The following is a 24,945-nucleotide window of genomic DNA, read 5'->3' on the forward strand; positions in this document are numbered from 1 at the left end:
CCATCGCGCAGCGACGCGACGAAGGAGCGCCCTTGACGCCGACGCACGCCCCGGAAGGACGATGGGACGGACGGGCAACCACCCCGACGCAACCAACGCCCCCGCCCCAGCAAGGCCCACCCACCCCCACCCCCGCCCGGGATCCAGGCCCCGCCCCGCCGCACCCCCTCCCCTCCTCCCTCCCTCCCTCCCTCCCCCCACATCGTCCACATCACATCCCCCGCCCTCTGGCCAAGCAGTTACTCACCGGTTAATGTCGGGGCAACGCGTCCTCGCGGACCACCAACCGTGGGCGGGGCGTTTGAGTGCGGCCTGGTGACGCAGCCGCGCTCGTGTAGGTCGGTTCGGCATGTTGTACGGCGGTCGCCCCGGGACAGGGCTCCGTCGGATCGCCACTCTCACGCCCGTATGCCACGCGCTGCGCGCGCCCCGTGCGGATTCTCTGCGCGCGCCCTCGGCCCTCAGCCGTCACCCTCTTCACTTCACCCTCACTGGAGTCCCGCGATGGACCGTCCGTCCACGTCCAGTCAGTCTTCTCCGTCCCCGTACACCCTGCAGACCGTGGCCGTCGTCGGCCTCGGCACCATGGGCACCGGCATCGCCGAGGTGCTCACCCGGGCCGGTCACGAGGTCATCGGCATCGATGTCAGCGAGGCCGCTGGGCTCGCCTGTAGCGCCGCCCTGGAGGCCGCCACCGCCCGGTCCGTCGCCAAGGAGCGGCTGACCGAGCAGGAGCGGCAGGCCGTGCTCTCCCGCCTGCGGACGTTCACCGACCTCCAGGCGGCCGTCCACGCCGACCTCGTCATCGAGGTGGTCCCCGAGCAGTACGAGCTGAAGCAGCGGGTCTTCCGCGAGCTGGACGCGATCGTCCGGCCGGACGCCATCCTGGCGACCGGCACGAACGCGCTGTCGGTGACCCGGCTCGCCGCCGAGTCGCAGCACCCCGAGCGGGTGCTCGGTCTGCACTTCTTCAACCCCGCCCCGGCCATGAAGCTGGTCGAGGTGGTGTCCTCGGTGCTGACCGCGCCGCCCGCCGTGGAGGCGGTCACCGCGCTGGCCCGGGCGCTGGGCAAGCAGCCCGTGGCGGTCGGCGACCGGCCCGGTTTCGTGGCCGACGGGCTGCTGTTCGGCTACCTGAACCAGGCCGCCGCCATGTACGAGTCGAAGTACGCCTCGCGCGAGGACATCGACGCGGCGATGCGGCTGGGCTGCGGCCTGCCGATGGGGCCGCTGGCGCTGCTCGACCTGATCGGCGTGGACACCGCGCGGACCGTGCTGGAGGCCATGTACGCGGCCTCCGGCGACCGGCTGCACGCCCCCGCGCCGATCCTGGGCCACCTCGCCGAGGCGGGCCTGACCGGCCGCAAGGCGGGGCGCGGGTTCTACACGTACGAGGCTCCGGGCAGCGGCACCACGATCCCCGAGCCCGGCGTCCGGGCGGCGGACGCCGGGCTCGGTCCGGGCCGGCCGGTGCGGTCGGTCGGTGTGGCCGGGTCCGGGACGATGGCGAGCGGGATCGCGCAGGTCTTCGCCCAGGCCGGTTACGAGGTGGTCCTGGCGGCGCGCAGCGACGAGAAGGCGGCGGCCGCGAAGGCGGCGATCGGCAAGTCCCTGGGGCGGTCGGTCGCGAAGGGCCGGCTGTCGCAGGAGGCGGCGGACGAGGTCCTGGCGCGGATCGTGCCGGCGGGTTCCCTGGAGGCGTTCGCGGAGGTGGACCTGGCCGTGGAGGCCGTGGCCGAGGACCTCGCGGTGAAGCAGGAGCTGTTCGCGGCGCTGGACAAGATCTGCCGGCCGGGGGCGGTGCTGGCCACGACGACGTCCTCGCTGCCGGTGGTGGCGTGTGCGCGGGCCACCTCGCGTCCGCAGGACGTGATCGGGATGCACTTCTTCAACCCGGCGCCGGCCATGAAGCTGGTCGAGGTGGTGCGGACGGTCCTGACGTCGGACGATGTGCACGCCACGGTCCGCGAGGTGTGCGCCAGGATCCGCAAGCACCCGGTGGACTGCGGGGACCGGGCGGGGTTCATCGTGAACGCCCTGCTGTTCCCGTACCTGAACAACGCGGTCAAGATGGTCGAGCAGCACTACGCGTCGCTGGACGACATCGACGCCGCGATGAAGCTGGGCGGCGGCTACCCGATGGGTCCGTTCGAGCTGCTCGACGTGGTCGGGCTGGACGTGTCGCTGGCCATCGAGAAGGTGCTCCACAAGGAGTTCCGCGAGCCGGGTCTGGCTCCGTCCCCGCTGCTGGAGCACCTGGTGGCGGCGGGCTGCCTGGGCCGGAAGACCGGTCGCGGATTCCGTGAGTACGCCCGGCGGTAATCGGCCGCGGGCACACGAGCCGGATGCGTGGGGAGGGCTGCTCGGGTCCGCCGCAGCACCCTCGGCGAGGCGGACGAACCCTCCCGAGCCCAGTGCGGGCCCTCCCCCGCATCCATCCCGGTCCCTGGACCCCGCGGGACCTGCGGCGCGCTCCACCGGCCGCATGCAGTACGTTCGCACTATGTCCCAGCCCGTCAAGACCTCGACCCGCGCCACCTCGGCCGCCGACGCCCCGGAGAGCGCCGCGGGCTCCCGGGCGGCCGCCCAGCGGCTGAAGATGCGCCGTGAGCTGGCCACCGCGGCCATGGAGCTGTTCGCCACCAAGGGCTACGAGGCGACGACGGTCGACGAGATCGCCGCGACGGCCGGGGTGGCCCGGCGTACGTTCTTCCGCCATTTCCGGTCGAAGGAAGAGGCGATCTTCCCCGATCACGACGACACCCTGATCCGTGCGGAGGCCGTGCTGGACGCGGCTCCGGCGCACGAGCACCCGCTCGACACCGTGTGCCGCGGGATCAAGGAGGTCATGAAGATGTACGCGGCCTCGCCCGCGGTGTCGGTGGAGCGGTACCGGCTGACCCGGGAGGTGCCGGCGCTGCGGGAGCGGGAGATCGCTTCGGTGGCCCGGTACGAGCGGTTGTTCACGCGTTATCTGCTGGCGCATTTCGACGAGCACGAGCCGCACGACGGCAACGACGACCCGTTGCTGGCGGAGGTGGCGGCGTCGGCCGTGGTCACGGCCCACAACCACGTGCTGCGGCGCTGGCTGCGGGCCGGCGGGCAGGGGGACGTGGAGGCTCAGCTGGACCACGCCTTCGCGATCGTGCGGAAGACGTTCGGCACCGGTATCGGTGCGGGGCGCACGCAGCTCGCCGCGGCGGAGCCGGTGGCGGCGCCGGCGGCCGTGCGGGCGGAGGGCGAGGTCCTGGTCGCGGTGGCGCGTACGGACGCTCCCCTCGAGGAGGTCATGCGGACGATCGAGGAGGCACTCCGCAACAAGTAGGCCGCGGCCGGCCGGAGCCGGCTCGGCTCGCGAAGCGACACTCGTCACAGTGGCCGCTCCCGTCTCGGGGGCGGCCGCTTTCGTTTGTCCGAAATTGGCCCTACTCACGGGTAACTCTGATCGATCATCGCTCATACGCGCAGGTCAATCGGCAAATGAGAGAAATTTTTGGCACGCGGTGCCTTGTCGAGTGACACGGGGTGCCATACGTTGAACCTGTCCGGATGTCCCCGCGGCCCCGTCGAACACGGCATGGGAACGCGCCCCGGACGCCTGCGTCACAGGCACCCCCACGCCCCACCACGGGCGTCGCCACACCACCAGCACCACGCACCGCCGAACCGACGGCACACCCACAAGCCAGCTCAGCACTTCTCTTCAGCGCCCCCTCATCCAGCGCTCGCCGGAGGCACTACCGTGAAGGACATCCTGGACGCGATCCAGTCGCAGGCCGCGACGGCCGACGACTTCGCGGCCCTGCCGCTCCCCGACTCGTACCGCGCGATCACCGTGCACAAGGACGAGACGGAGATGTTCGCCGGGCTCTCGACCCGCGACAAGGACCCCCGCAAGTCCCTGCACCTCGACCAGGTCCCGGTCCCCGAACTCGGCCCGGGCGAGGCCCTGGTGGCCGTCATGGCCTCCTCGGTCAACTACAACTCCGTGTGGACCTCGATCTTCGAGCCGCTGTCCACCTTCGGGTTCCTGGAGCGCTACGGCCGCGTGTCGGAGCTCACCAAGCGCCACGACCTGCCGTACCACATCATCGGCTCCGACCTCGCGGGCGTGGTCCTGCGCACCGGGCCGGGCGTCAACTCCTGGAAGCCGGGCGACGAGGTCGTCGCGCACTGCCTCTCCGTCGAGCTGGAGTCCTCCGACGGCCACAACGACACCATGCTCGACCCCGAGCAGCGGATCTGGGGCTTCGAGACCAACTTCGGCGGCCTCGCCGAGATCGCCCTGGTCAAGTCGAACCAGCTGATGCCCAAGCCCGCCCACCTCAGCTGGGAGGAGGCCGCCAGCCCCGGCCTGGTCAACTCGACCGCCTACCGCCAGCTGGTCTCCCGCAACGGCGCCGGCATGAAGCAGGGCGACAACGTCCTCATCTGGGGCGCCAGCGGCGGCCTCGGCTCGTACGCCACCCAGTTCGCCCTGGCCGGCGGCGCCAACCCGATCTGCGTGGTCTCCTCCCCGGAGAAGGCGGAGATCTGCCGCAAGATGGGCGCGGAGGCGGTCATCGACCGCAACGCCGAGGGCTACAAGTTCTGGAAGGACGAGCGGACCCAGGACCCCCGCGAGTGGAAGCGGTTCGGGTCGAAGATCCGCGAGCTGACCGGCGGCGAGGACATCGACATCGTCTTCGAGCACCCCGGCCGCGAGACCTTCGGCGCCTCCGTGTACGTCACCCGCAAGGGCGGCACCATCACCACCTGCGCCTCCACCTCCGGCTACATGCACGAGTACGACAACCGCTACCTGTGGATGTCGCTCAAGCGGATCATCGGCTCGCACTTCGCGAACTACCGCGAAGCCTGGGAGGCCAACCGCCTCATCGCCAAGGGCAAGATCCACCCCACCCTGTCGAAGGTCTACTCCCTGGAGGAGACCGGCCAGGCCGCCCATGACGTCCACCGCAACGCCCACCAGGGCAAGGTCGGCGTGCTCTGCCTCGCCCCCGAGGAAGGCCTGGGCGTCCGCGACGCCGAGATGCGCGCCAAGCACCTCGACGCGATCAACCGCTTCCGCAACGTCTGACCCGTCCGTCCACGTCGGACACGTCTGAGGGCCAAAGGGAACGCCTGAGATGACTGAGCGCCAGAAGGACCGTCCGTGGCTCATGCGGACGTACGCCGGCCACTCCACGGCCGAGGCGTCGAACGAGCTGTACCGCCGCAACCTCGCCAAGGGCCAGACCGGCCTGTCGGTCGCGTTCGACCTGCCGACGCAGACCGGATACGACCCCGACCACATCCTCGCCCGCGGCGAGGTCGGCCGGGTCGGGGTCCCGGTCTCCCACCTGGGTGACATGCGGCGGCTGTTCCAGGACATACCCCTGGAGCAGATGAACACCTCGATGACGATCAACGCCACGGCCATGTGGCTGCTGGCGCTCTACCAGGTGGCCGCCGAGGAGCAGGGCGCGGACATCTCCAAGCTCCAGGGCACCACCCAGAACGACATCGTCAAGGAGTACCTCTCCCGCGGGACGCACGTCTTCCCGCCGGGGCCCTCCCTCCGGCTGACCACCGACATGATCGCGTACACGGTCAACAACATCCCGAAGTGGAACCCGATCAACATCTGCAGCTACCACCTGCAGGAGGCGGGGGCCACTCCGGTCCAGGAGATCTCGTACGCGATGTCCACCGCGATCGCCGTGCTGGACTCGGTCCGCGACTCGGGGCAGGTCCCCGCGGAGCGGTTCGGCGAGGTGGTCGCGCGCATCTCCTTCTTCGTGAACGCGGGCGTCCGCTTCATCGAGGAGATGTGCAAGATGCGCGCCTTCGGCCGCATCTGGGACCAGGTCACCCGGGAGCGCTACGGGATCGAGGACGCCAAGCAGCGCCGCTTCCGGTACGGCGTCCAGGTCAACTCGCTCGGCCTGACCGAGGCGCAGCCGGAGAACAACGTCCAGCGGATCGTGCTGGAGATGCTGGCGGTCACCCTTTCCAAGGACGCCCGCGCCCGCGCGGTGCAGCTGCCGGCCTGGAACGAGGCGCTGGGTCTGCCCCGGCCCTGGGACCAGCAGTGGTCGCTGCGCATCCAGCAGGTGCTCGCCCACGAGAGCGACCTGCTGGAGTACGAGGACATCTTCGCGGGGTCCCACGTCATCGAGGCCAAGGTGGACGCGCTGGTCGCGGAGTGCCTGGCGGAGATCGACCGGATCCAGGAGATGGGCGGGGCGATGGCCGCCGTGGAGTCCGGCTACCTGAAGTCCCAGCTGGTCGCCTCGCACGCGGAGCGGCGGGCCCGGATCGAGGCCGGCGAGGACAAGATCATCGGCGTGAACTGCTTCGAGCAGACCGAGCCGAACCCGCTGACCGCCGACCTGGACGGCGCGATCATGACGGTGGACGGGGCGGTCGAGGCGCTGACCGTCGAGCGCATCGTCCGCTGGCGGGCGGAGCGGCAGGAGTCCTCGGACCGGCAGGGCGAGGGCGACCCGTTCGTCTTCCCGACCGTTCGGCAGGCCCTGGACCGGCTGAAGGAGGCGGCGGCCGGGACCGAGAACCTGATGGGGGCCACCCTGGAGTGCGCCCGGGCGGGCGTCACCACCGGCGAGTGGGCGAGCGCGCTGCGCGAGGTGTTCGGCGAGTTCCGTGCGCCGACCGGGGTCTCCTCGGCCCCGGTCGCGGTGGCCGCGGAGCCGGGCACCCCGATGGCGGTGGTCCGCGAGAAGGTCGCCCGGACCGCGGAGGAGCTCGGTGCCGGGCGGCTGCGGCTGCTGGTGGGCAAGCCCGGCCTGGACGGGCACTCCAACGGGGCCGAGCAGATCGCCGTACGGGCCCGGGACGCCGGGTTCGAGGTGGTCTACCAGGGCATCCGGCTCACTCCCGAGCAGATCTCCTCGGCGGCGCTGGCCGAGGACGTGCACTGCGTGGGACTGTCCATCCTGTCCGGCTCGCACAGCGCGCTCGTGCCGGACGTGCTGGAACGCCTGCGCGCGGCGGGGGCGGCCGACGTCCCCGTCATCGTCGGCGGCATCATCCCGAACGCCGATGCCGAGGAGCTCAAGGCCGCCGGTGTGGCCGCAGTATTCACCCCGAAGGACTTCGGTATCACGGAGATCATCGGCCGTATCGTCGACGAGATCCGGAAAGCGAACAAGCTCGACCCCCTGGAGGTCCCCGCATGACCAGCCCCGTGAACCGTCTGCGCCCGCGCCGCTCCTGCCTCGCGGTGCCCGGTTCCAACCCGCGCTTCCTGGAGAAGGCCCAGGGCCTGCCGGCCGACCAGGTCTTCCTCGACCTGGAGGACGCCTGCGCGCCGCTGGCCAAGCCGGAGGCCCGGCACACCATCGTCAAGTTCCTGAACGAGGGCGACTGGACCGGCAAGACCCGGGTCGTGCGGGTGAACGACTGGACCACCCACTGGACCTACCGCGACGTGGTCACGGTCGTGGAGGGCGCCGGCCAGAACCTGGACTGCATCATGCTGCCGAAGGTGCAGAACGCGGAGCAGGTCGTGGCGCTGGACCTGCTGCTGACGCAGATCGAGAAGACCATGGGCTTCGAGGTCGGCAAGATCGGCATCGAGGCGCAGATCGAGAACGCGCAGGGCCTGAACAACGTCAACGCGATCGCGCAGGCGTCCCCCCGCGTCGAGACGATCATCTTCGGGCCGGCCGACTTCATGGCCTCGATCAACATGAAGTCGCTGGTCGTGGGCGAGCAGCCGCCCGGCTACCCGGCGGACGCCTACCACTACATCCTGATGAAGATCCTGATGGCCGCACGCGCGAACAACCTGCAGGCGATCGACGGCCCCTACCTCCAGATCAAGAACGTGGACGGGTACCGCGAGGTGGCCGGCCGTGCCGCGGCGCTGGGCTTCGACGGCAAGTGGGTGCTGCACCCGGGCCAGGTCGAGGCGGCCAACGAGGTCTTCTCCCCCTCCCAGGAGGACTACGACCACGCCGAGCTGATCCTGGACGCGTACGACTACTACACGTCCGAGGCGGGCGGCAAGAAGGGCTCGGCGATGCTCGGCGACGAGATGATCGACGAGGCCAGCCGGAAGATGGCGCTGGTCATCTCGGGCAAGGGCCGGGCGGCCGGCATGCAGCGCACCAGCAAGTTCGAGATCCCGGAGGCCTGAGGCCATGCAGTTCGGACGCACGTACGAGGAGTTCGAGGTCGGTGCGGTGTACAAGCACTGGCCCGGGAAGACGGTCACGGAGTACGACGACCACCTCTTCTGCCTCCTCACGATGAACCACCACCCGCTCCACATGGACGCGAACTACGCCGAGAACACCACCGATTTCGGCAAGAACGTGGTCGTGGGCAACTACATCTACTCGCTGCTGCTCGGCATGTCCGTCCCGGACGTGTCCGGCAAGGCGATCGCGAACCTGGAGATCGAGTCGCTGCGGCACGTGGCACCGACCTTCCACGGCGACACCATCTACGGCGAGACCACCGTTCTGGACAAGACCCCGTCGAAGTCCAAGAACGACCGCGGGATCGTGTACGTGGAGACCAAGGGCTACAAGCAGGACGGCACCCTGGTCTGCGTCTTCCGCCGCAAGGTGATGGTCCCGACCGAGACGTACATCAAGGAGCGCGGCGGCGAGCAGCCCGGCCGCCCCCAGCTGAAGGAACAGGGGAAGTAGCCATGGCACGACTCGCCCAGACCGCCGGGCTCACGGACGTCCAGCAGGAGATCCTCAAGACCGTCCGGGAGTTCGTCGACAAGGAGATCATCCCGGTCGCGACGGAGCTGGAGCACCGCGACGAGTACCCGCAGGCGATCGTCGACGGCCTCAAGGAGCTCGGCCTGTTCGGGCTGATGATCCCGGAGGAGTACGGCGGTCTGGGTGAGTCGCTGCTCACCTACGCGCTGTGCGTGGAGGAGATAGCGCGCGGCTGGATGTCGGTCTCCGGCATCATCAACACGCACTTCATCGTCGCGTACATGCTCAAGCAGCACGGCACCCAGGAGCAGAAGGACCACTTCCTGCCCCGGATGGCGCTGGGCGAGGTCCGCGGCGCCTTCTCGATGTCCGAGCCGGCGCTCGGCTCGGACGTGTCGGCGATCACGTCGAAGGCGGTCAGGGACGGCGACGAGTACGTCCTGAACGGTCAGAAGATGTGGCTGACCAACGGCGGCTCGTCCACGCTGGTGGCCGTTCTGGTGCGGAGTGACGAAGGACACCCCGAGGGCACCGCCCCGCACAAGTCGATGACCACCTTCCTGGTGGAGAAGGAACCCGGCTTCGGCGAGGTCCGTCCGGGCCTGACCATCCCGGGCAAGATCGACAAGATGGGCTACAAGGGCGTCGACACGACCGAGCTCATCATGGACGGACTGCGCATTCCGGCCAATCGGGTGCTCGGCGGGGCCACCGGCCGAGGGTTTTACCAAATGATGGACGGGGTCGAGGTCGGCCGCGTCAACGTGGCGGCGCGTGGCTGCGGTGTCGCGCAGCGTGCTTTCGAACTGGGTGTCGGGTACGCCCAGCAACGTCACACTTTCGGGAAGCCGATCGCCCAGCACCAGGCCATTCAGTTCAAGCTGGCCGAGATGGCTACCAAGGTCGAGGCCGCGCATGCCATGATGGTCAACGCAGCACGCAAAAAGGACTCCGGGGAACGAAACGACCTCGAAGCAGGGATGGCGAAGTACCTCGCCTCCGAGTACTGCAAGGAGGTGGTGGAGGACGCCTTCCGCATCCACGGCGGTTACGGCTTCTCCAAGGAGTACGAGATCGAGCGGCTCTACCGGGAGGCGCCGATGCTGCTGATCGGTGAAGGTACCGCCGAGATCCAGAAAATGATCATTGGGCGACGCCTGCTGGAGGAGTACCGGATCCAGGGCTGAAAGTCCTTTTCGCCCCCATCTGGGGGCGAAAAGTGTCACACTCGGCCCCTGGCCGGAGGACACCGACTCGGCTGCTGGCTTGCCCAGTTGTTGCGCGCAACCGATAGCATTCCAGTAAGCCGCCGTCCCGTCCCCCCGTTTGCGGCGCGGCAATCACCCCGCTACGAAGGTCATCCATGCCCCACAGCCAAACCTCTGCACCTCGCGACAGCCTCTTCGGCGTACGCCTCGCGCGCGGAGCATCGCCGTGGCTTCTGCCGACCGTCGCCACCGCGGCGCTCAGCCTCACCCGGGCCCGCAAGTCCGGACGCTGGGCCGCGGCGGCCGTGCCCACCACCGCTCTCGCGGCGGGCATGCTGTGGTTCTTCCGCGACCCCGAGCGAGAGATCGCCCAGGGCCGGGTCATCTCGCCGGCCGACGGAGTGGTGCAGAGCATCATGCCGTGGAAGGACGGCCGGACCCGCGTCGCGATCTTCATGAGCCCGCTGAACGTCCACGTCAACCGCGCGCCGCTGGCCGGCACGGTGACGTCCGTGGAGCACATCCCCGGAGGGTTCGTCCCGGCGTTCAACAAGGAGAGCGAGAACAACGAGCGCGTCGTCTGGCACTTCGACACCGAGCTCGGCGACATCGAGATGGTGCAGATCGCCGGTGCGGTCGCCCGCCGGATCGTGCCGTACGTGCCGGCCGGCACGAAGGTGGAGCAGGGCGAACGGATCGGCCTGATCCGCTTCGGCTCGCGCGTCGACATCTACCTCCCCGAGGGCGTCGAGGTCGCGGTCGAGGTCGGCCAGGCCACGACCGCGGGGGTGACTCGCATTGACCGTGACTGATCCCGAAACACCGGCCGGCCGGACCGACCGCACCGACTGGGTCCCGGAGGCGGCCGAGGAGGAGACCGACGGCGAGGAGATGCCCCTCTCGCTGCGGCTGTCGATAGCGGACACCCTCACCCTCGGCAACGCCACCTGCGGGTTCATGGCGGTGTACTTCACCACCACCGGCATCCTGATCCCGCACCTCACCGGCAGTGACGAGACGGGAATGGCGCGTCACAGCGCCGCCACCGCCGTGATACTGATGCTGCTCGCCGCCGTCTTCGACCTGTTCGACGGGCTCGTGGCGCGGAAGCTGCGCAGCTCGCCGATGGGCGCGGAGCTGGACAACCTGTCCGACCTGATCAGCTTCGGGCTCGCCCCCGCGTACTTCGTGCTCGTGTACGGAATGGTCGCGGACGACGCCCACCAGCGGGTCTCGGCCCTGGCGGCGATCGTGGTGCTGCTGGCGGTCGTGCTCCGCCTCGCGAGATTCAGCTGCGTGACGATGAAGGACGGCATGTTCCAGGGCATGCCGAGCCCCTTCGGCGCGCTGACGGTCGTCTCGATCGTGCTGCTGGAGCTGCCGTTCGTGCCGACCCTGCTGGCGATCATCGGGGTGGCCTGGCTGATGGTGAGCCGGGTCGAGTACCCCAAGCCGCGGGGCGTCCTCGCGGCGGCGATGCTCAGCTGGATCGTCGGGGCGATGGGCATGCTGGCGGCGTGGGCGTTCGACGCGCCCGGCGGTCAGCTGCTGCTCCAGACGGGCTGTGCGCTGCAGATCGTCCTGGCGGCGACGATCCCGCTGTTCGCCACGACGCGGCGGGTGAACACGATCCGCCACAACCGGCGTGAGGCGCGCGCGACCCAGCCGTGACCCTGCGGTACGTGTGGAGGGCCCCCGGGTGCCGATCGGCCCCCGGGGGCCCTCCGCGTACCCCGGCCCGGGCCCGCACCCATGGGCCCGAAGCTCCGCCCGAGCTCACGGGGTGCCGCCGCGGCCCGGGGCCGGCAACCTCGCCGGCGGCATAGGCTTGATGTCGGAAAGTCGCCAGCCGTGATCGTGACCACCCCTGATGCTGGATCCATGCACACCGACACCGAGCGCTGCGTAAGGGCCGTGCAGTCGAAGGACGCGCGGTTCGACGGGTGGTTCTTCACCGCCGTCCGGACCACCGGGATCTACTGCCGGCCGAGTTGCCCCGCGGTGCCGCCCAAGGTCGAGAACATGACCTTCCTGCCCAGCGCCGCCGCGTGCCAGCAGGCGGGGTACCGGGCCTGCAAGCGGTGCCGGCCCGACACCAGCCCGGGCTCGCCCGAGTGGAACGCGCGGGCCGACGCCGTCGCGCGGGCCATGCGGCTGATCCGGGACGGGGTCGTGGACCGGGAGGGCGTGCCCGGGCTGGCGGCGCGGCTCGGATACTCCACCCGGCAGGTGGAGCGGCAGCTGAACGCCGAGCTCGGCGCGGGCCCGCTGGCCCTGGCCCGGGCGCAGCGCGCGCAGACCGCGCGGCTGCTGATCGAGACCTCCGCCCTGCCCATGGGCGACATCGCGTTCGCCGCCGGGTTCTCCTCCATCCGCACCTTCAACGAGACCGTGCGCGAGGTCTTCGCCCTCGCCCCCGGCGAGCTGCGGATCCGGGCCGCGCGCGGCGGCGGTGCAGCGGCGCCGCGGGTGCCGGGCACGCTGTCGCTGCGGCTCCCCTACCGGGCGCCGCTCAACCCCGACAACCTGTTCGGCCACCTCGCGGCGACCGCCGTGCCCGGGGTCGAGGAGTGGCGCGGCGGGGCGTACCGGCGGACGCTCAGGCTGCCGTACGGGACGGGCGTGGTGGCGCTGACGCCGATGCCCGACCACATCGGGTGCCAGCTGGCGCTGACCGACCTGCGGGACCTGACGATCGCGATCAGCCGGTGCCGGTGGATGCTGGACCTGGACGCGGATCCGGAGGCGGTGGACGGACAGCTGCGGGCGGACCCGCTGCTGGCGCCGCTGGTGGACCGGGCTCCGGGGCGGCGGGTGCCGCGTACGGTCGACGCGGCGGAGTTCGCGGTGCGGGCGGTGCTCGGGCAGCAGGTGTCGACGGCGGCCGCGCGCACGCACGCCGCCCGGCTGGTCGCCGCGCACGGGGAACCGGTGGAGGATCCCGACCCGGAGGGCGGGCTGACGCACCTGTTCCCGTCGCCGGAGGCGCTGGCGGGGCTGGACCCGGAACGACTGGCGCTGCCCCGCAGCCGCCGGACGACCCTGACGACGCTGGTCGCGGCGCTGGCGGACGGTTCGCTGCCGCTGGGGTTCGACAGCGACTGGGAGGCGGCGCGGGCGCAGCTCGCGGCGCTGCCCGGGTTCGGTCCGTGGACCACCGAGGTGATCGCGATGCGGGCGCTCGGCGATCCGGACGCGTTCCTGCCGTCCGACCTGGGGGTGCGGCGGGCCGCCGCCGGGCTCGGGCTGCCGTCCTCGCCGGCCGCACTGACCGCGCGGGCGGCGGGCTGGCGGCCCTGGCGGGCGTACGCCGTGCAGTACCTGTGGGCGACGGACGACCACCCGGTCAACCGTCTGCCCGTCTGACCACCCACCGAGGAGAAGAACGTGAACAGCAAGCAGCACGCCGTCGTCGACAGCCCGTACGGTCCGCTCACCCTGGTGGCCACCGACGGCGTCCTGAGCGGCCTCTACATGACCGAGCAGCGGCACCGGCCGGCGGAGGAGTCGTTCGGGGAGCGGGTGGCCGCCTCGGACGGGCCGTTCCCGGAGGTGGTCCGGCAGCTGGAGGCGTACTTCGCCGGGGAGCTGACCGAGTTCGACGTGCCGGTGCGGCTCCTGGGGACGGAGTTCCAGCGCAGCGTGTGGGCGCAGCTCCAGCGCATCCCGTACGGGGAGACCTGGTCGTACGGGGAGCTGGCGGCGCGGCTGGGCAAGCCGAACGCCTCGCGGGCGGTGGGGCTGGCGAACGGGAAGAACCCGGTCAGCATCATCGTGCCCTGCCACCGGGTGATCGGGTCGACCGGGTCGATGACGGGCTACGGCGGCGGGCTGGAGCGCAAGCAGCGTCTGCTGGCCTTCGAGGCGGGCGAGCGGTTCCTGCCCGCGGGGTAGCGGCGGGCAGGCGGGCGGTGGGTGGTGGATGGTTCCGTCCCGCCCGTTCTGCCCGTCTGACCGTTGTGCCCGTCCTGCCGGTGGCGTCGGGTGTCAGACGACGTTGACGGGGACCAGCAGGGCGAAGCCGACGCCCATCTCGACGGCGTAGCCGTACATGGAGGGGTGGGGTACGGGGGCGGCGAGGATCACCATGCTCTGCTGGCCGGCGGCCGCCTCTATCCATTCGGCGGGGGCGCCGATGGTGCCCTGGTACCAGCCCTCGCAGGCGCCGGGGCCGCTGACGAGGAGGACGTCGTCGTGGCGGCGGTACTCGGCCATCCAGCCGGGGGCGGCCCGGGCCCAGCCGTCGTAGTCGGTGAAGTGGGCCCAGCCGCCTTCCCTGATGGCGGTGTCGAACAGCCAGATGGGTTGTCCGTCCGGGGTGAACTCGTTCCCGGACTGCTCCTCGGTGGTGAAGTGGACCATCGGCAGGGCGTCGGGCCCGTCGGCGGTGCTGGGCCAGGCGTACATGGTGATCATCGTCTGATTCTGTCCTGCGTGGTGTAGGCGCCGTGTTACCGCGTCCCCGGGGAGGGACACCCGTGCGTTCAGGGGTGGACCGGGCGGCCGTTCTCCAGTTCGGCGGTGTTCGCGCCCGACTGGAGAACGCGGTAGGCCTCTTCGATGCGCGGGCCGAGCGGTCCGGGGAGGTGCGCGGCGAGTTCGGCGGGCTCGACCAGCTTCCAGGAGATCAGTTCCGCCTCCTGGAGCTTGATGGAGGCGAGCTGCGACTCGTCGAGGACGCCGCCGTCGTAGATGTAGGAGACCAGCGGGGGCCGGGCCGGGCCGAGGACCCAGTCCACGGCGAGGAGGCGGCCGAGGGGGAGGTCGAGGCCGATCTCCTCGGCGCTCTCGCGGCGGGCGGCGGTGCGCGGGGACTCGCCCTCGTCGGACTCGATGGTGCCGCCGGGGAGGACCCAGCCCTCGCGGTAGTTGGGCTCCACGAGCAGGACGCGGCCCCGGTCGTCACGGAACAGGGCGGCGGCGCCGGCCAGGACCCGCGGCAGGCTCGCGATGTAGTCGGCGTAGTCGGCCGAGGCGGCGGCGTCGGTGGCGGGGGTGGTGGCGGTGGTGTGGGTGGAGGTCACGGCGCCCACCCTAACGGGCTGCGGGGGCCGCGGGTGATCATCGTCGGCGGTCATGCCTGCGGGGGGCGGGTGCGGGACTCGGCGGCGCGGCGCAGGCGCGGGTGGCGGGCGGATCCGGCCTCGGAGACGGCGTCGCCGACCATGGCGCGTACGGCGTCCCGCAGACCGTGCAGGGCGGGGTGGGGCGCCGGGCCGGCGCCGGGGTCCTCGCGGAGTTCCTTCAACAGCGCCCAGCAGAGCACCAGCATGACGACGGCGAAGGGCAGGGCGACCAGGATGGTGGCGGTCTGGAGGGACTTCAGGCCGCCGGCGACCAGCAGTACGGCCGCGACCGCGGCCATCAGCACGCCCCAGGTGACGACCAGCCAGGTCGGCGGGTGCAGGGAGCCGCGGCTGGTCAGCGAGCCCATGACCAGGGAGGCGGAGTCGGCGCTGGTCACGAAGTAGGTCATGACCAGGATCATGGCGAGGTACGAGGTGACGGTGCCGAGCGGCAGGGCGTCGAGCATGGCGAAGAGGGAGGCCTCGGCGCCGTCCGCGACGGCGGCGGCGAGGTCGGCGGCGCCGGTGGAGTCCAGGCGGATGGCGGTGCCGCCCATGACGCAGAACCAGACGACGGTGGCACCGGAGGGGACGAACAGCACGCCCACGAGGAACTCTCGGATGGAGCGGCCGCGGGAGATGCGGGCGATGAACGTGCCGACGAACGGCGCCCAGGACAGCCACCAGGCCCAGTAGAAGATCGTCCACGCACCGAGCCAGGCGCTGTCGGTGAAGGCGCCGGTGCGGGTGGCCATGGGCAGCAGTTGGTGGAGGTAGCCGCCGACGCCGGCGGGGATCGCGTCGAGGACGTAGACGGTCGGGCCGAGCAGGAAGACGAAGAGCATCAGGACGGCGGCGACCACGATGTTGATGGTGCTCAGCCATTTCACGCCCTTGTGCAGGCCGGAGAAGGCGGAGAGGACGAACGCGGCGGAGAGCGAGCCGATGATGATCAGTTCGACGGAGGTGGAGGCCGGGACGCCGACGGTGATCTCCAGGCCCTCCGCGACCTGGAGCGCGCCCAGGCCCAGGCTGGTGGCCGTGCCGAAGACGGTGGCGAAGACGGCGAGCAGGTCGACGGCCCTGCCGGGGGTGCCGTCGGCCCGCCGCTGCCCGATGAGGGGGACGAAGGCTGAGCTCAGCCGGTTGCCGCGGCCCTTGCGGAAGGTGGCGTAGGCGAGGGCGAGTCCGGCGATGCCGTAGATGGCCCACGGGGTGAGGGTCCAGTGGAAGAAGGAGTACTCCAGGGCGGCGCGGGCCGCGCCGCCGGTCCCGGGGGCGGCGCCGGAGGCGGGCGGCGGGTTCAGGTAGTGGGTGAGCGGCTCGCCGACGCCGTAGAACATCAGGCCGATGCCCATGCCGGCGCTGAACATCATCGCGATCCACGCGAGGTTGCCGAACTCGGGTTCGGCGTCGTCGGCGCCGAGCCGGATCCGGCCGTACCGGCTGGTCGCGAGGACCACGCACATCACGAGGAAGACGTCCGCGGCGATCACGAACAGCCAGGCGAAGTTCGCGAGGACCCAGGCCAGGGCGGAGGAGGAGGCGGAGTCGAAGGAGTCCTCGCCGAGGGCGGCCCACGCGACGACGGCCAGCACGGCGGCCACGCCGGTGGTGACGACGGTGCGGTCGGGAGCGCCGTCCTGGACGGAGGGGTCGGGGCGTGGCCGGTCCGGTGAATCCGCACTCATGTGGCACCACTATGGGGTGAATATCCCCATTTAGGGGGATGGCGCGCCGTGTGTGGCCCAGGCCACCCATGGGCATAGGAGGATCCTCCGGATAGGCTCGGGGTGGCGCGACTGCACGTTCGGAAAGCAAGGGATCAGCAAGGTGGCGGACGGAGCAGTAACTGAGGCCGCGCGCGTTCTCATCGCCGCGGACAAATTCAAGGGCTCGCTCACGGCCGTAGAGGTCGCGGAGCGGGTGACGGCGGGCCTGCGCAAGGCCGTCCCGGGCGTGGAGGTCGAGACCCTCCCCGTCGCGGACGGCGGCGACGGGACCGTGGCGGCCGCCGTGGCGGCCGGTTTCGAACGCCGGGAGGTCCGGGTCACCGGTCCGCTCGGCGAGCAGGTCACGGCTGCCTTCGCGCTGCGCGACGGCACCGCCGTGGTCGAGATGGCGGAGGCCTCCGGGCTCCAGCTGCTCCCGAAGGGCGTGTTCGCGCCGCTGACGGCGACCACGTACGGCTCCGGCGAGGTCCTCAAGGCCGCGCTGGACGCAGGTGCGCGGACGATCGTCTTCGGTGTCGGCGGCAGCGCCACCACCGACGGCGGCGCCGGCATGCTGGCCGCGCTGGGCGCGGAGTTCCTGGACGCGGACGGCCGGCCGGTGGGCCCGGGCGGCGGCGCCCTGGCCGAGCTGGCCTCGGCGGACCTGTCGGGCGTGGACCCCCGCTTCGCGGAGGTGGACTTCGTCCTGGCCAGCGACGTCGACAACCCGCTGACCGGCCCGAAGGGCTGCGCGGCGGTCTACGGCCCGCAGAAGGGCGCCTCGCCCGAGGACGTGGCGACGCTCGACTCGGCGCTGGCGCACTACGCGCGGGTGCTGGAGAAGGCGATCGGCCCGAAGGCCACCGAGCTGGCGGCCTCCCCCGGCGCCGGCGGCGCGGGCGGCATCGGCTACGGCGCGCTGCTGCTCGGCGCGAGCTTCCGCCCCGGCATCGAGCTGATGCTGGAGGTGCTGGGCTTCGCGCCGGCCCTGGAGCGGGCGACGCTGGTGATCACCGGCGAGGGTTCGCTGGACGAGCAGACCCTGCACGGCAAGGCGCCGGCGGGCGTGGCCGCGGCGGCACGGGCGGCGGGCAAGCCGGTGGTGGCGGTGTGCGGCCGTCTGCTGCTGGAGCAGGAGGCCCTCCAGGCGGCGGGCATCCGCCGCGCGTACCCGCTGACGGACCTGGAGCCGGACCCGGCCAAGTCCATCCCCAACGCGGGGCCGCTGCTGGAGCGGGTGGCGGCGAACCTCGCGGCCGACGTGCTCTGATCCACCCCGGGGCCCGGGCCGCCGCCCAGCGCCCCGGGCCTCCGGCACGTCCCCGCCCCACCCGCGGGGCGGGTCTCGCGGACGGCCGGCGGGGGTCAGTCGTCCAGGAAGACGATGCGGCGGGTGGTGGACGGGCGGCCGGGAGTGGGGGCGGCGCGGCCGGCGGGGACGGCGCGGTCGCGGCCCCAGGCGCGGATCTCCTCGATCTGCTCCGGGTTGTTCCGGCTCAGCGGCACCGTGTTCGCGAACGTGTCCTCCACGAACGCCGGCCGCAGGTTCCCGATCCCCCCGGCCAGGTACACCTCCGCGCCCACGTCGTGCAGCGCCGCCTCGATGTCGGAGCCGGCGAACCCCTCCGACAGGTCGACCAGGCGGGCCAGCTGCGCCGGGTCCGGCTCCGCCTTCAGGTAGCGGCGGTAGTAGATGCCGATGATCTCCTCGCGGTCCCGCGCGTCCGGCAGGTCCACGAAGAAGAGCTCGTCGAAGCGGCCCTTGCGGAGCAGTTCGGGCGGCAGGCCGCGGACGTCGTTCGCCGTGGCCACGACGAACGTCCGGGACCGGGACTCCTGCAGCCAGAACAGGAACTGGCCGATGATCCGCTGCGGGACGCCCGTGCTGTCCCCCGCCCCGGCCAGTCCCTTCTCGATCTCGTCGATCCACAGGACGCAGGGCGCGACCCGGTCGGCGGTCTCCAGGGCCTCCCGGAACCGCCCCTCGGACTCGCCGAGGTACTTGCCGTGGATGGAGCCCATGTCGAGGCGGTAGAGCGGCAGCTGCCACTGCGCGGCCACGGCCTTCGCGGAGAGGGACTTGCCGCAGCCGGGCACGCCGACCAGCAGCACCCCGCGCGGCGGGCGCAGGTCGGTGCTGCGCAGGTCCGCCTGCATCAGCAGGTTGCGGCGGCCGAGCCAGTCGCGGAGGTTCGTCAGCCCGCCGACGGCGTGGTCCGAGGCGTGGAGCGGGACCCGGGTCAGGCCGCTGAGGTCGCTGAAGATGCGGTCCTTGGACGCGGCCAGGCGCAGTACGTCGCCCTCCTCGACGGAACCCTTGGCGGCGACCGTCGCCATCAGGTTGACCGCCTCGCCCTCGGTGACGCCGACCAGGAACTCGGCGGCGCGCCGGATGTCCTGCTCGGTCCAGGCGATGGGGATGTGCCCGCGGTGGTCGCCGAGGAAGCCGGAGAGGGTGGCGTACATCTCGTCGGCGTCGGGGAGGTCCAGGGTCAGGCTCATGCCCAGGCGCTGGAGGCCGCTCCAGACCGGGCTGTCGGTGATCAGCACGATGCTGCCCATGTTGGTGTCGGCGAGGCGGGCGAGCTCGGCGATGTGACGGGTGAGCGGGGTGTCGGCGTCCAGGTCGTCGGGTTCGACGAGGACGAGGGTGGCGTTGGGGCGGGAGGTGAACTGGGCCGCGGCGAACTCCATGGCTCCGGTGAGGGACCGGTCGTCCATCACCGGGGTGTTGGAGCGCAGGTCGCGCAGCCCGGTGGCACGGGTGTAGATCCAGAACGGCATGTTGGAACGGCGCGGCTGGGTGGCGGTGGCCCGGACCAGGCGCAGGGCCCGCTGCTGCTCGATGGTGCGTACGCAGATGACCGGGACCCGTGCGGAGACGTAGCTGTCGAGATCGCGGTGGCTGTCGGCGTAGTTGGGCATGGTGTGGTGGTCTCTTCAGTCTCGGTCGGTGACGATGCGGCGGCGGGCGGGGGCGGCCGGGTCGTAGGACCAGGCGGGTGGTGCCGGGGGCGCGGCGGGGCCGGCGGCCGCGGTCAGGGGGTTCTCCCGGTAGGTGCGGCGGCGGGCCCCGACGGAGCGGGGGTCGGCGCCGGCCCGGGCCTCCCGGTCCAGCTGGTCCTCCAGCTGCCGCTGGAGGTCGGCGATCTGCCGGTCGACGATTCCGCTGAGGCGTTCGCGGAGGTCGGCGGGCAGCGAGGGGTGGGCGGCGAGGGCGCGGACCGCGGCCAGGCCAGGGCGGGCCTGCACCAGGGCCCGGCCCACGGCGAACTCGTCGGCCGCCTCGGTCAGGGCGGTGGTCAGCCGGTGGCCCCAGGCCCGCAGCCGGCGGTCCAGGGCGGCGGTGATCAGTTCGGTGAACCGGACCCAGGTGTCCTGGTGGTAGTCCTCCGGGCGCAGTACGGGGAGGTCGGCGGCGGCCGTGTCCGCCTCCTCCGCCCAGCGGCGCAGGTGGTCCGCCCAGGTCTGGTAGGTGCCGCCGTGGCCCCAGAATCCGGCCACGGTCAGGGCTCCCGCTTGGCGCCGGGGCGTCGTACGAGCTGTTCGCCCGGGGGCAGCGGGGACCAGTCGGGCAGGCCCTGGGCGATCTTGCGGGCGCGGACGGTGGTGCGTTCGGCGGCCGGCGCGGTGGCGGCCCAGAGGCGCCGGCCGGTACCCGGTTCGCCGGGAGGGGCGGGAGGGGCGGGAGGGGCGGGAGGGGCGGGAGGGGTGGGGGGTGTGGGCGGGGTGGTCATGCGCCGGGTCCCTCCGGGGTGACGGTGCGGCCGGTGAACGGCGAGTTGGCGTGGGTGGCGGTGTCCAGGGAGGCGATCAGTTCCCGGACCCGCGCCTCGACGGCGTCCGCCTCGGCGTAGCCCGCCTGCCACTGGGTGAGTTCGGCGGAGGCACCGCGCAGCCGGTGGAGGGCGTCGCGGCGGGCCTCGGCGAGGACGCGTTCCGCGCTCTGCTGGAGGGTACGGGCGCGGCCGGCGCCCTGGGTGATGACCAGGGCCGCCACCCCGGCGGCCACCAGGGGCAGCAGCACCCCGGGGGCGGGGCCGATCGCCGCACCGATGACCAGCGCCGCCAGTGCGATGAGGGCGGCGATGGTGACCGGCTTGCCGTAGCGGTAGCCGAGCGCGTCCAGGAACGGCCGGGTGAACCGGTCCCAGTGTTCGCCCAGCCGCTGCTCCAGCTCGGGCAGCGGGGTGCGGAAGGAGCCGGACCAGGCCGGCAGCTGGAACCGGCCGGCGCCCGCGATGGGGTAGGCCGCGTCGAAGCGGGCTTCGACGTCCTGCGGCACCGCCGCCCGGTAGCCGGCGGCGAAGTGCTGGTGGGCGTGGTGGAACCACTCGCGGCAGGCGGCGACGGCCAGGCGGCGGGTGGCCTCCGAGGTGCCGAGGGCTCCCGGGTTGAGGGCCGCGGTGGTCTGCACGGTCAGGTAGTCGAGCGTCTCGTCGTACGAGGCCGAGTCCGCGTCGGCGACGGTCCGGGCGCGGGTGGTGTCGCCGTCGTGCGAGACCACCGCCTCCTGGTAGGCGAGGTCGCGGCGCAGCGGGAGTTCCTCGTTGTCGTACTCGGAGACGAGGCGGTCCAGGATGTCGTCGACGGCGTCCTCGATGCGGCCCGAGGGCCGGTGCTCGGCGTCCATGATCGCCGTGTACTTGTCGAGGACCTGCTGGTGGGTGCGGGCGCCGGAGAGCACCCTCGTCAGCTCGGGCGCCTGCGGGGAGATCTGGCACAGCAGCGGGAACTCGGTGCTCTGCACGGCCGGGGCGAGCGTGTTCAGTTCGGCGGTCCAGCGCTCGATCTGGGCGTCCTGGGCCGCGGTGTCCTGGGCCATCGACGCCTGCCAGGAGTCCAGGGTGGTGCGCAGCAGGGCGCGTCCGTCGGCGCCGAAGGCGCCCTGGGCCACGGCCTCCAGGATCACCGCGAACTCGCGGCCGAGGCGGGCCGGGTCCTGCGCCATGAGGTAGTGGCGCAGCCAGCGCACCGATTCGCCGGTCCGGCCCTGGCGGCGCAGGACGAGCGCGAAGAACAGTGAGGTGCGGTCCGGGGAGCGGCGGAAGGCCTCCTCCACGGCGCGCTCGCACAGGCCGGGGTCGTCGGCGGACCAGGCGGCGAGGGCGACGAGGGCGGGCGCCAGCCAGTACCGGGGGGTCTGCAGCATCAGCTCGTCGCCGACGGTGCGGACGGTGTCCTCGGACACCAGGCCGAGGTCGAAGGCCTGGAGCATGCCGACGGCGGTGCGCCGGACCACCTTGTGGTGGCCGAACTCGTGGTCGAGCTGGTCCTGGATGACGCCGATCCTGGTCTCGGCGCGCTGGAGGGCGGCGGTGCGCCGGGCCTGCTGCACGAAGTCGAGGAACTCGGCGCGCAGCGCCTGGAGTTCGTCGCGGGTCTGCTGCTGTTTGGCCTGGACCGCGGTGACCTGGCCGGATACCTGGCCGACCTGGTCGGCGACCCGGCCGACGAGCCGGCCGACCTCGGCGACCTTGCGGTGGAGGGCGTAGTCGGTGTCGGTCACCGGTTGTTCTCCGATCGGGTTCCGGGTGAGCGTACGGGGCGCCCGTCGGTGAGGACCGGGACCAGGCTGCCGTCCGAGTACACCTCGACCCAGGCGTAGGCGCTGTTGCGGGCCAGGGTCCTGGCGGAGGCGCAGGGCTCCGGCATGGGGTCGGCGGGGGCGTAGTGGACGAGGATGGAGCCGAACAGGTCGAGGGTGTGGTCGACGTAGGGCGGGCCGAGCAGGCAGCGGGCGACCCAGCCGACGGGGGCGCCGTGGTGGTGGACCTCGTACTGTTCGCGGATCCAGTCGGCGAGTTGCCGCCGGGTCGCGTCGTCCACGCCGGCGTCGAGGCGGGCGCAGGCTTCGCGCAGGGCCGCGGAGCGCTCGCGGTAGCGGTCGGCCGCCGTCCCGGGGTGGCGCGGGGCGCTCCCGGTGGCGGGTGCGGGGCCGAGGGCCCCGCCCAGGTCGTTGCGCAGGCCCTGCGCCGGCCCCACGAGACGGCGCGGACGCTCCCAGTGCTCCATGTTCTCCCCCGGTGTGCGTGCGCGGCGGCCGGCACGCGGTTCCCGCAGACTAGTGATGCTCCGTCAATCATGCGAACGCCTCACGTGTTTGAGCCATCCCTCTCCTGGATCCGACCGGCGTTCGGCCGGATTTCGGCCAGGGGGCGGGCGGTGCGCTGTGAGACTGGCCGGATGGGAACGGGAGACGGAACGGGGACGGTGTACGCCCTGCTGGTGGGCGTCAACGAGTACGGGGGATCCGCGTACGGGCGGCTGCGCGGCTGCGTCAACGACGTGCGGCTGGCGCGGGAGGTGCTTCAGGAGCGGACCGCTGGCCGGATCGATGTCCTGGAGCTGCTCGACCGCGAGGCCGGCGTGACGGCGGTGGCGTCGGCGGTCCGCACCCACCTGGGGCAGGCCGGCCCGCGGGACACGGCTCTGCTGTGGTTCTCGGGGCACGGCACCGAGTACGCCGCGGTCACCGCCGCGGAGCTGGCCGCCGAACCCACCGGGCGGTGCCAGGCGCTGGTCTGCGCCGACGGGCCGCTGCCGGACAAGACGCTGGGGGCGCTGCTGGACGGGGTGGCGGCCGGCGGGGCGCACGTGGTGGCCGTGCTGGACTGCTGCTTCTCGGCGGGCGCCACCCGCGAGGAGGGTGCGCGGGCCCGGGTCGCGCCCTGGGCGGCGCACTGGCCCGCACCCGTGGTGTCCCGGGACCCGGCCGGCCCGGCTCCACGGGCCCGGCACGTGCTGCTGGCGGCGAGCCGGATCGACCGCCCGGCGTTCGAGCGTCCGGTGAACGGCCCCGAAGGCCGCGCCGTGGTGCGCGGGGTGTTCAGCCACTCCCTGGCGACCGCGGTACGGGCCGCTCCGCCGCGGGCCACGGCCCGGGAGCTGCTGGCCGGGGCGCAGGCGGAGGTGCGGCGGCGGCTGCTGGACGGCCAGCACCCGGTGCTGTGGCCGGCGGAGGCGGGTGGGCTCGCTGACCGGCCGCTGCTGGGCGGTCCGGCCCGCACTCCGGACGCGTACCTGCTGCGGGAGGGGCCGGACGGCTGGGAGGTGGACTGCGGACGGGTGCACGGCCTGACCGGGGAGGCGGGCACCGAGTTCACGGTTGCCGGAGCGGAGCCGACGGGGGCGGCGGCGGGCGCCGGGGCCTGGACCGTACCGGGCGCCCGGGCCGGGGCCGACGCGGGAGCCGTGCCGGGCGCCGGGGACGGGCCGCGGGTGGTGCGGGCGGTGGCGGTGCGGGCCGACCGGACCCTGGTCGAGCCGGTCGGCTGGGCACCCGAGCGCGGCTCGGTGCGTCCGGTGGTGCTGTCGGCGCTGGCGTTGCCCCCGGCAGCCGTGCTGGTCGACGCCCCGCCGGAGCGGGCGGAGGCGGCCGCCCTGCTGGCCGCGGGCCTGACGTCGCCGCTGCTGCGGGTGCTCCCCGAGGACCCGGCCGGGGCGGACCCGGCGGCGCTGCGGTTCCGGGTCTCGCTGCGCGGCCGCGTGGCGCACGTGCTGCGGCCCGACGGGTCCCCGTACGTGGAGCCGCTGGAGATGTCCGGGCCGGCGGACGTGCCGCTGGTCGCGGCCTGCCTGGCCCACCTGACGCACTGGCACCGCATCCGTGACCTCAGCTCGGGCCTGTCCCCGCTGGGCGGGCACGTGCGGCTGGAGATCCGTCCGTGGGCGGACCGCGAGGGGCCGCCACTGGTACCGGACGGCCGGGGCGAGATCGGGCTGGAGTACGCCGACGGGGAGCCGCCCTGGGTGAGCGTGCGGCTGCGCAACACCGGGCACCGGCCCCTGTGGTGCGTACTGGTCGACCTCGACGACCAGTTCGGCGCGGGCACCTCGCTGTTCCCGGGACAGTACGTCGGGGCCGGGCTGAGCGCGCAGGTCTGGGAGGGGGATCCGGTGCGGATGGCGCTGCCGGAGTCCCGTCCGGCGCGGCCGGGAGCGGTGGTGCGGGACTGGCTGACGCTGATCGTCGCGGAGGCCGAGCTCAACACCGTGCCGTTCCACCTGGATTCCTGGGATCCGGCCCAGGCCGGCGCGGGCACGCGCCGGGCCCCGTCGGGCGACCTGCTGCGGCTGGAGTCCCCGCGCGGGGGGACCGCGGCGGGGTCGCGGGACCTGCTCCGCGCGGGCCCGGGGACCGCCGGGCAGTGGGCGGCGGCGAGCCTGGCCCTCCGGACGGTCGTGCCCGGACGTTCCGGTGCCGTCGGCCGGCCTGCACCGGGTCGCGCGAGGACGGCGAACGGCCGGACCGTATCCTGAGGCACGCGTACACGCT

General features: G+C 72.5%; 21 protein-coding genes. 13 read left to right on the top strand and 8 right to left on the bottom strand.

Going from position 1 to position 24,945, the window contains the following annotated elements:
- Positions 1-504: 504 nt before the first annotated feature.
- From ACFY61_RS02510 to ACFY61_RS02560, 11 genes are all read left to right on the top strand, one after another.
- A complete protein-coding gene (locus ACFY61_RS02510; RefSeq protein WP_389465947.1) occupies positions 505-2,322 on the top strand; it encodes a 3-hydroxyacyl-CoA dehydrogenase family protein in 1,818 nt (605 codons plus the stop codon).
- A 181-nt stretch (positions 2,323-2,503) separates the two neighbouring features.
- Positions 2,504-3,325 (top strand): TetR family transcriptional regulator, encoded by an 822-nt coding sequence (locus ACFY61_RS02515; protein ID WP_389465949.1) that lies wholly within the window; start codon positions 2,504-2,506, stop codon positions 3,323-3,325.
- 417 nt (positions 3,326-3,742) lie between these two features.
- The gene (gene ccrA, locus ACFY61_RS02520; protein WP_389465953.1) at positions 3,743-5,080 is read left to right on the top strand and encodes a crotonyl-CoA carboxylase/reductase; all 1,338 of its coding nucleotides are present in this window, start codon (positions 3,743-3,745) and stop codon (positions 5,078-5,080) included.
- A gap of 49 nt (positions 5,081-5,129) precedes the next feature.
- Entirely contained in the window at positions 5,130-7,181 is a 2,052-nt protein-coding gene (locus ACFY61_RS02525; protein ID WP_389465956.1) for a protein meaA, read from the top strand.
- Positions 7,178-8,143, top strand: a complete 966-nt coding sequence (locus ACFY61_RS02530; RefSeq protein ID WP_389465958.1) for an HpcH/HpaI aldolase/citrate lyase family protein — start codon at positions 7,178-7,180, stop codon at positions 8,141-8,143. The genes ACFY61_RS02525 and ACFY61_RS02530 overlap by 4 nt, the downstream gene beginning before the upstream one ends.
- Positions 8,144-8,147: 4 nt before the next feature.
- Positions 8,148-8,660 carry a MaoC family dehydratase gene (locus tag ACFY61_RS02535; RefSeq protein ID WP_136212900.1) on the top strand — a complete coding sequence of 171 codons (513 nt, stop codon included), beginning with the start codon at positions 8,148-8,150 and terminating at the stop codon, positions 8,658-8,660.
- A 2-nt stretch (positions 8,661-8,662) separates the two neighbouring features.
- Entirely contained in the window at positions 8,663-9,868 is a 1,206-nt protein-coding gene (locus ACFY61_RS02540) for an acyl-CoA dehydrogenase family protein (protein ID WP_389465962.1), read from the top strand.
- A gap of 176 nt (positions 9,869-10,044) precedes the next feature.
- Positions 10,045-10,701 (top strand): phosphatidylserine decarboxylase, encoded by a 657-nt coding sequence (locus tag ACFY61_RS02545; RefSeq protein ID WP_389465965.1) that lies wholly within the window; start codon positions 10,045-10,047, stop codon positions 10,699-10,701.
- Positions 10,694-11,560 carry a CDP-diacylglycerol--serine O-phosphatidyltransferase gene (gene pssA, locus ACFY61_RS02550; protein WP_389465968.1) on the top strand — a complete coding sequence of 289 codons (867 nt, stop codon included), beginning with the start codon at positions 10,694-10,696 and terminating at the stop codon, positions 11,558-11,560. Before ACFY61_RS02545 ends, pssA begins: the two co-directional genes overlap by 8 nt.
- Before the next feature lie 210 nt (positions 11,561-11,770).
- Positions 11,771-13,255 (top strand): AlkA N-terminal domain-containing protein, encoded by a 1,485-nt coding sequence (locus tag ACFY61_RS02555; protein WP_389465970.1) that lies wholly within the window; start codon positions 11,771-11,773, stop codon positions 13,253-13,255.
- 21 nt (positions 13,256-13,276) lie between these two features.
- On the top strand, positions 13,277-13,783 hold the full coding sequence (locus ACFY61_RS02560; RefSeq protein WP_389465973.1) for a methylated-DNA--[protein]-cysteine S-methyltransferase: 507 nt from the start codon (positions 13,277-13,279) through the stop codon (positions 13,781-13,783).
- A gap of 93 nt (positions 13,784-13,876) precedes the next feature.
- On the opposite strand, the gene ACFY61_RS02565 is transcribed toward ACFY61_RS02560, so the two are convergent.
- From ACFY61_RS02565 to ACFY61_RS02575, 3 genes are all read right to left on the bottom strand, one after another.
- The gene (locus ACFY61_RS02565; RefSeq protein WP_389465976.1) at positions 13,877-14,305 is read right to left on the bottom strand and encodes a hypothetical protein; all 429 of its coding nucleotides are present in this window, start codon (positions 14,303-14,305) and stop codon (positions 13,877-13,879) included.
- Between the two features lie 68 nt (positions 14,306-14,373).
- Complete coding sequence (locus ACFY61_RS02570; protein ID WP_389465979.1) at positions 14,374-14,913, bottom strand: NUDIX domain-containing protein; 540 nt, start codon at positions 14,911-14,913, stop codon at positions 14,374-14,376.
- 50 nt (positions 14,914-14,963) lie between these two features.
- Positions 14,964-16,646, bottom strand: a complete 1,683-nt coding sequence (locus ACFY61_RS02575) for a BCCT family transporter (RefSeq protein ID WP_389465981.1) — start codon at positions 16,644-16,646, stop codon at positions 14,964-14,966.
- A 142-nt stretch (positions 16,647-16,788) separates the two neighbouring features.
- On the opposite strand from ACFY61_RS02575, the gene ACFY61_RS02580 reads away from it, so the two are divergent.
- Positions 16,789-17,937 carry a glycerate kinase gene (locus ACFY61_RS02580; protein ID WP_389465982.1) on the top strand — a complete coding sequence of 383 codons (1,149 nt, stop codon included), beginning with the start codon at positions 16,789-16,791 and terminating at the stop codon, positions 17,935-17,937.
- A 95-nt stretch (positions 17,938-18,032) separates the two neighbouring features.
- Here the strand turns inward: ACFY61_RS02580 and ACFY61_RS02585 are convergent, their stop codons facing one another.
- From ACFY61_RS02585 to ACFY61_RS02605, 5 genes are read right to left on the bottom strand one after another with little or no spacing between them, the layout of a single operon-like run.
- Positions 18,033-19,592 carry an ATP-binding protein gene (locus ACFY61_RS02585; RefSeq protein ID WP_389465983.1) on the bottom strand — a complete coding sequence of 520 codons (1,560 nt, stop codon included), beginning with the start codon at positions 19,590-19,592 and terminating at the stop codon, positions 18,033-18,035.
- Between the two features lie 15 nt (positions 19,593-19,607).
- Positions 19,608-20,171, bottom strand: a complete 564-nt coding sequence (locus ACFY61_RS02590; RefSeq protein ID WP_389465985.1) for a hypothetical protein — start codon at positions 20,169-20,171, stop codon at positions 19,608-19,610.
- A 2-nt stretch (positions 20,172-20,173) separates the two neighbouring features.
- A complete protein-coding gene (locus ACFY61_RS02595; protein WP_389465988.1) occupies positions 20,174-20,404 on the bottom strand; it encodes a hypothetical protein in 231 nt (76 codons plus the stop codon).
- A complete protein-coding gene (locus tag ACFY61_RS02600; protein WP_389465990.1) occupies positions 20,401-22,176 on the bottom strand; it encodes a hypothetical protein in 1,776 nt (591 codons plus the stop codon). The genes ACFY61_RS02595 and ACFY61_RS02600 overlap by 4 nt, the downstream gene beginning before the upstream one ends.
- Positions 22,173-22,682, bottom strand: a complete 510-nt coding sequence (locus tag ACFY61_RS02605) for a hypothetical protein (protein ID WP_389465992.1) — start codon at positions 22,680-22,682, stop codon at positions 22,173-22,175. The genes ACFY61_RS02600 and ACFY61_RS02605 overlap by 4 nt, the downstream gene beginning before the upstream one ends.
- A 171-nt stretch (positions 22,683-22,853) precedes the next feature.
- On the opposite strand from ACFY61_RS02605, the gene ACFY61_RS02610 reads away from it, so the two are divergent.
- Positions 22,854-24,929: a caspase family protein gene (locus ACFY61_RS02610; protein WP_389465994.1), complete on the top strand. Its 2,076-nt coding sequence runs from the start codon at positions 22,854-22,856 to the stop codon at positions 24,927-24,929.
- Positions 24,930-24,945 lie beyond the last annotated feature (16 nt).

It is taken from the genome of Streptomyces sp. NPDC012888, from assembly GCF_042900645.1.
Lineage (GTDB): Bacteria > Actinomycetota > Actinomycetes > Streptomycetales > Streptomycetaceae > Streptomyces.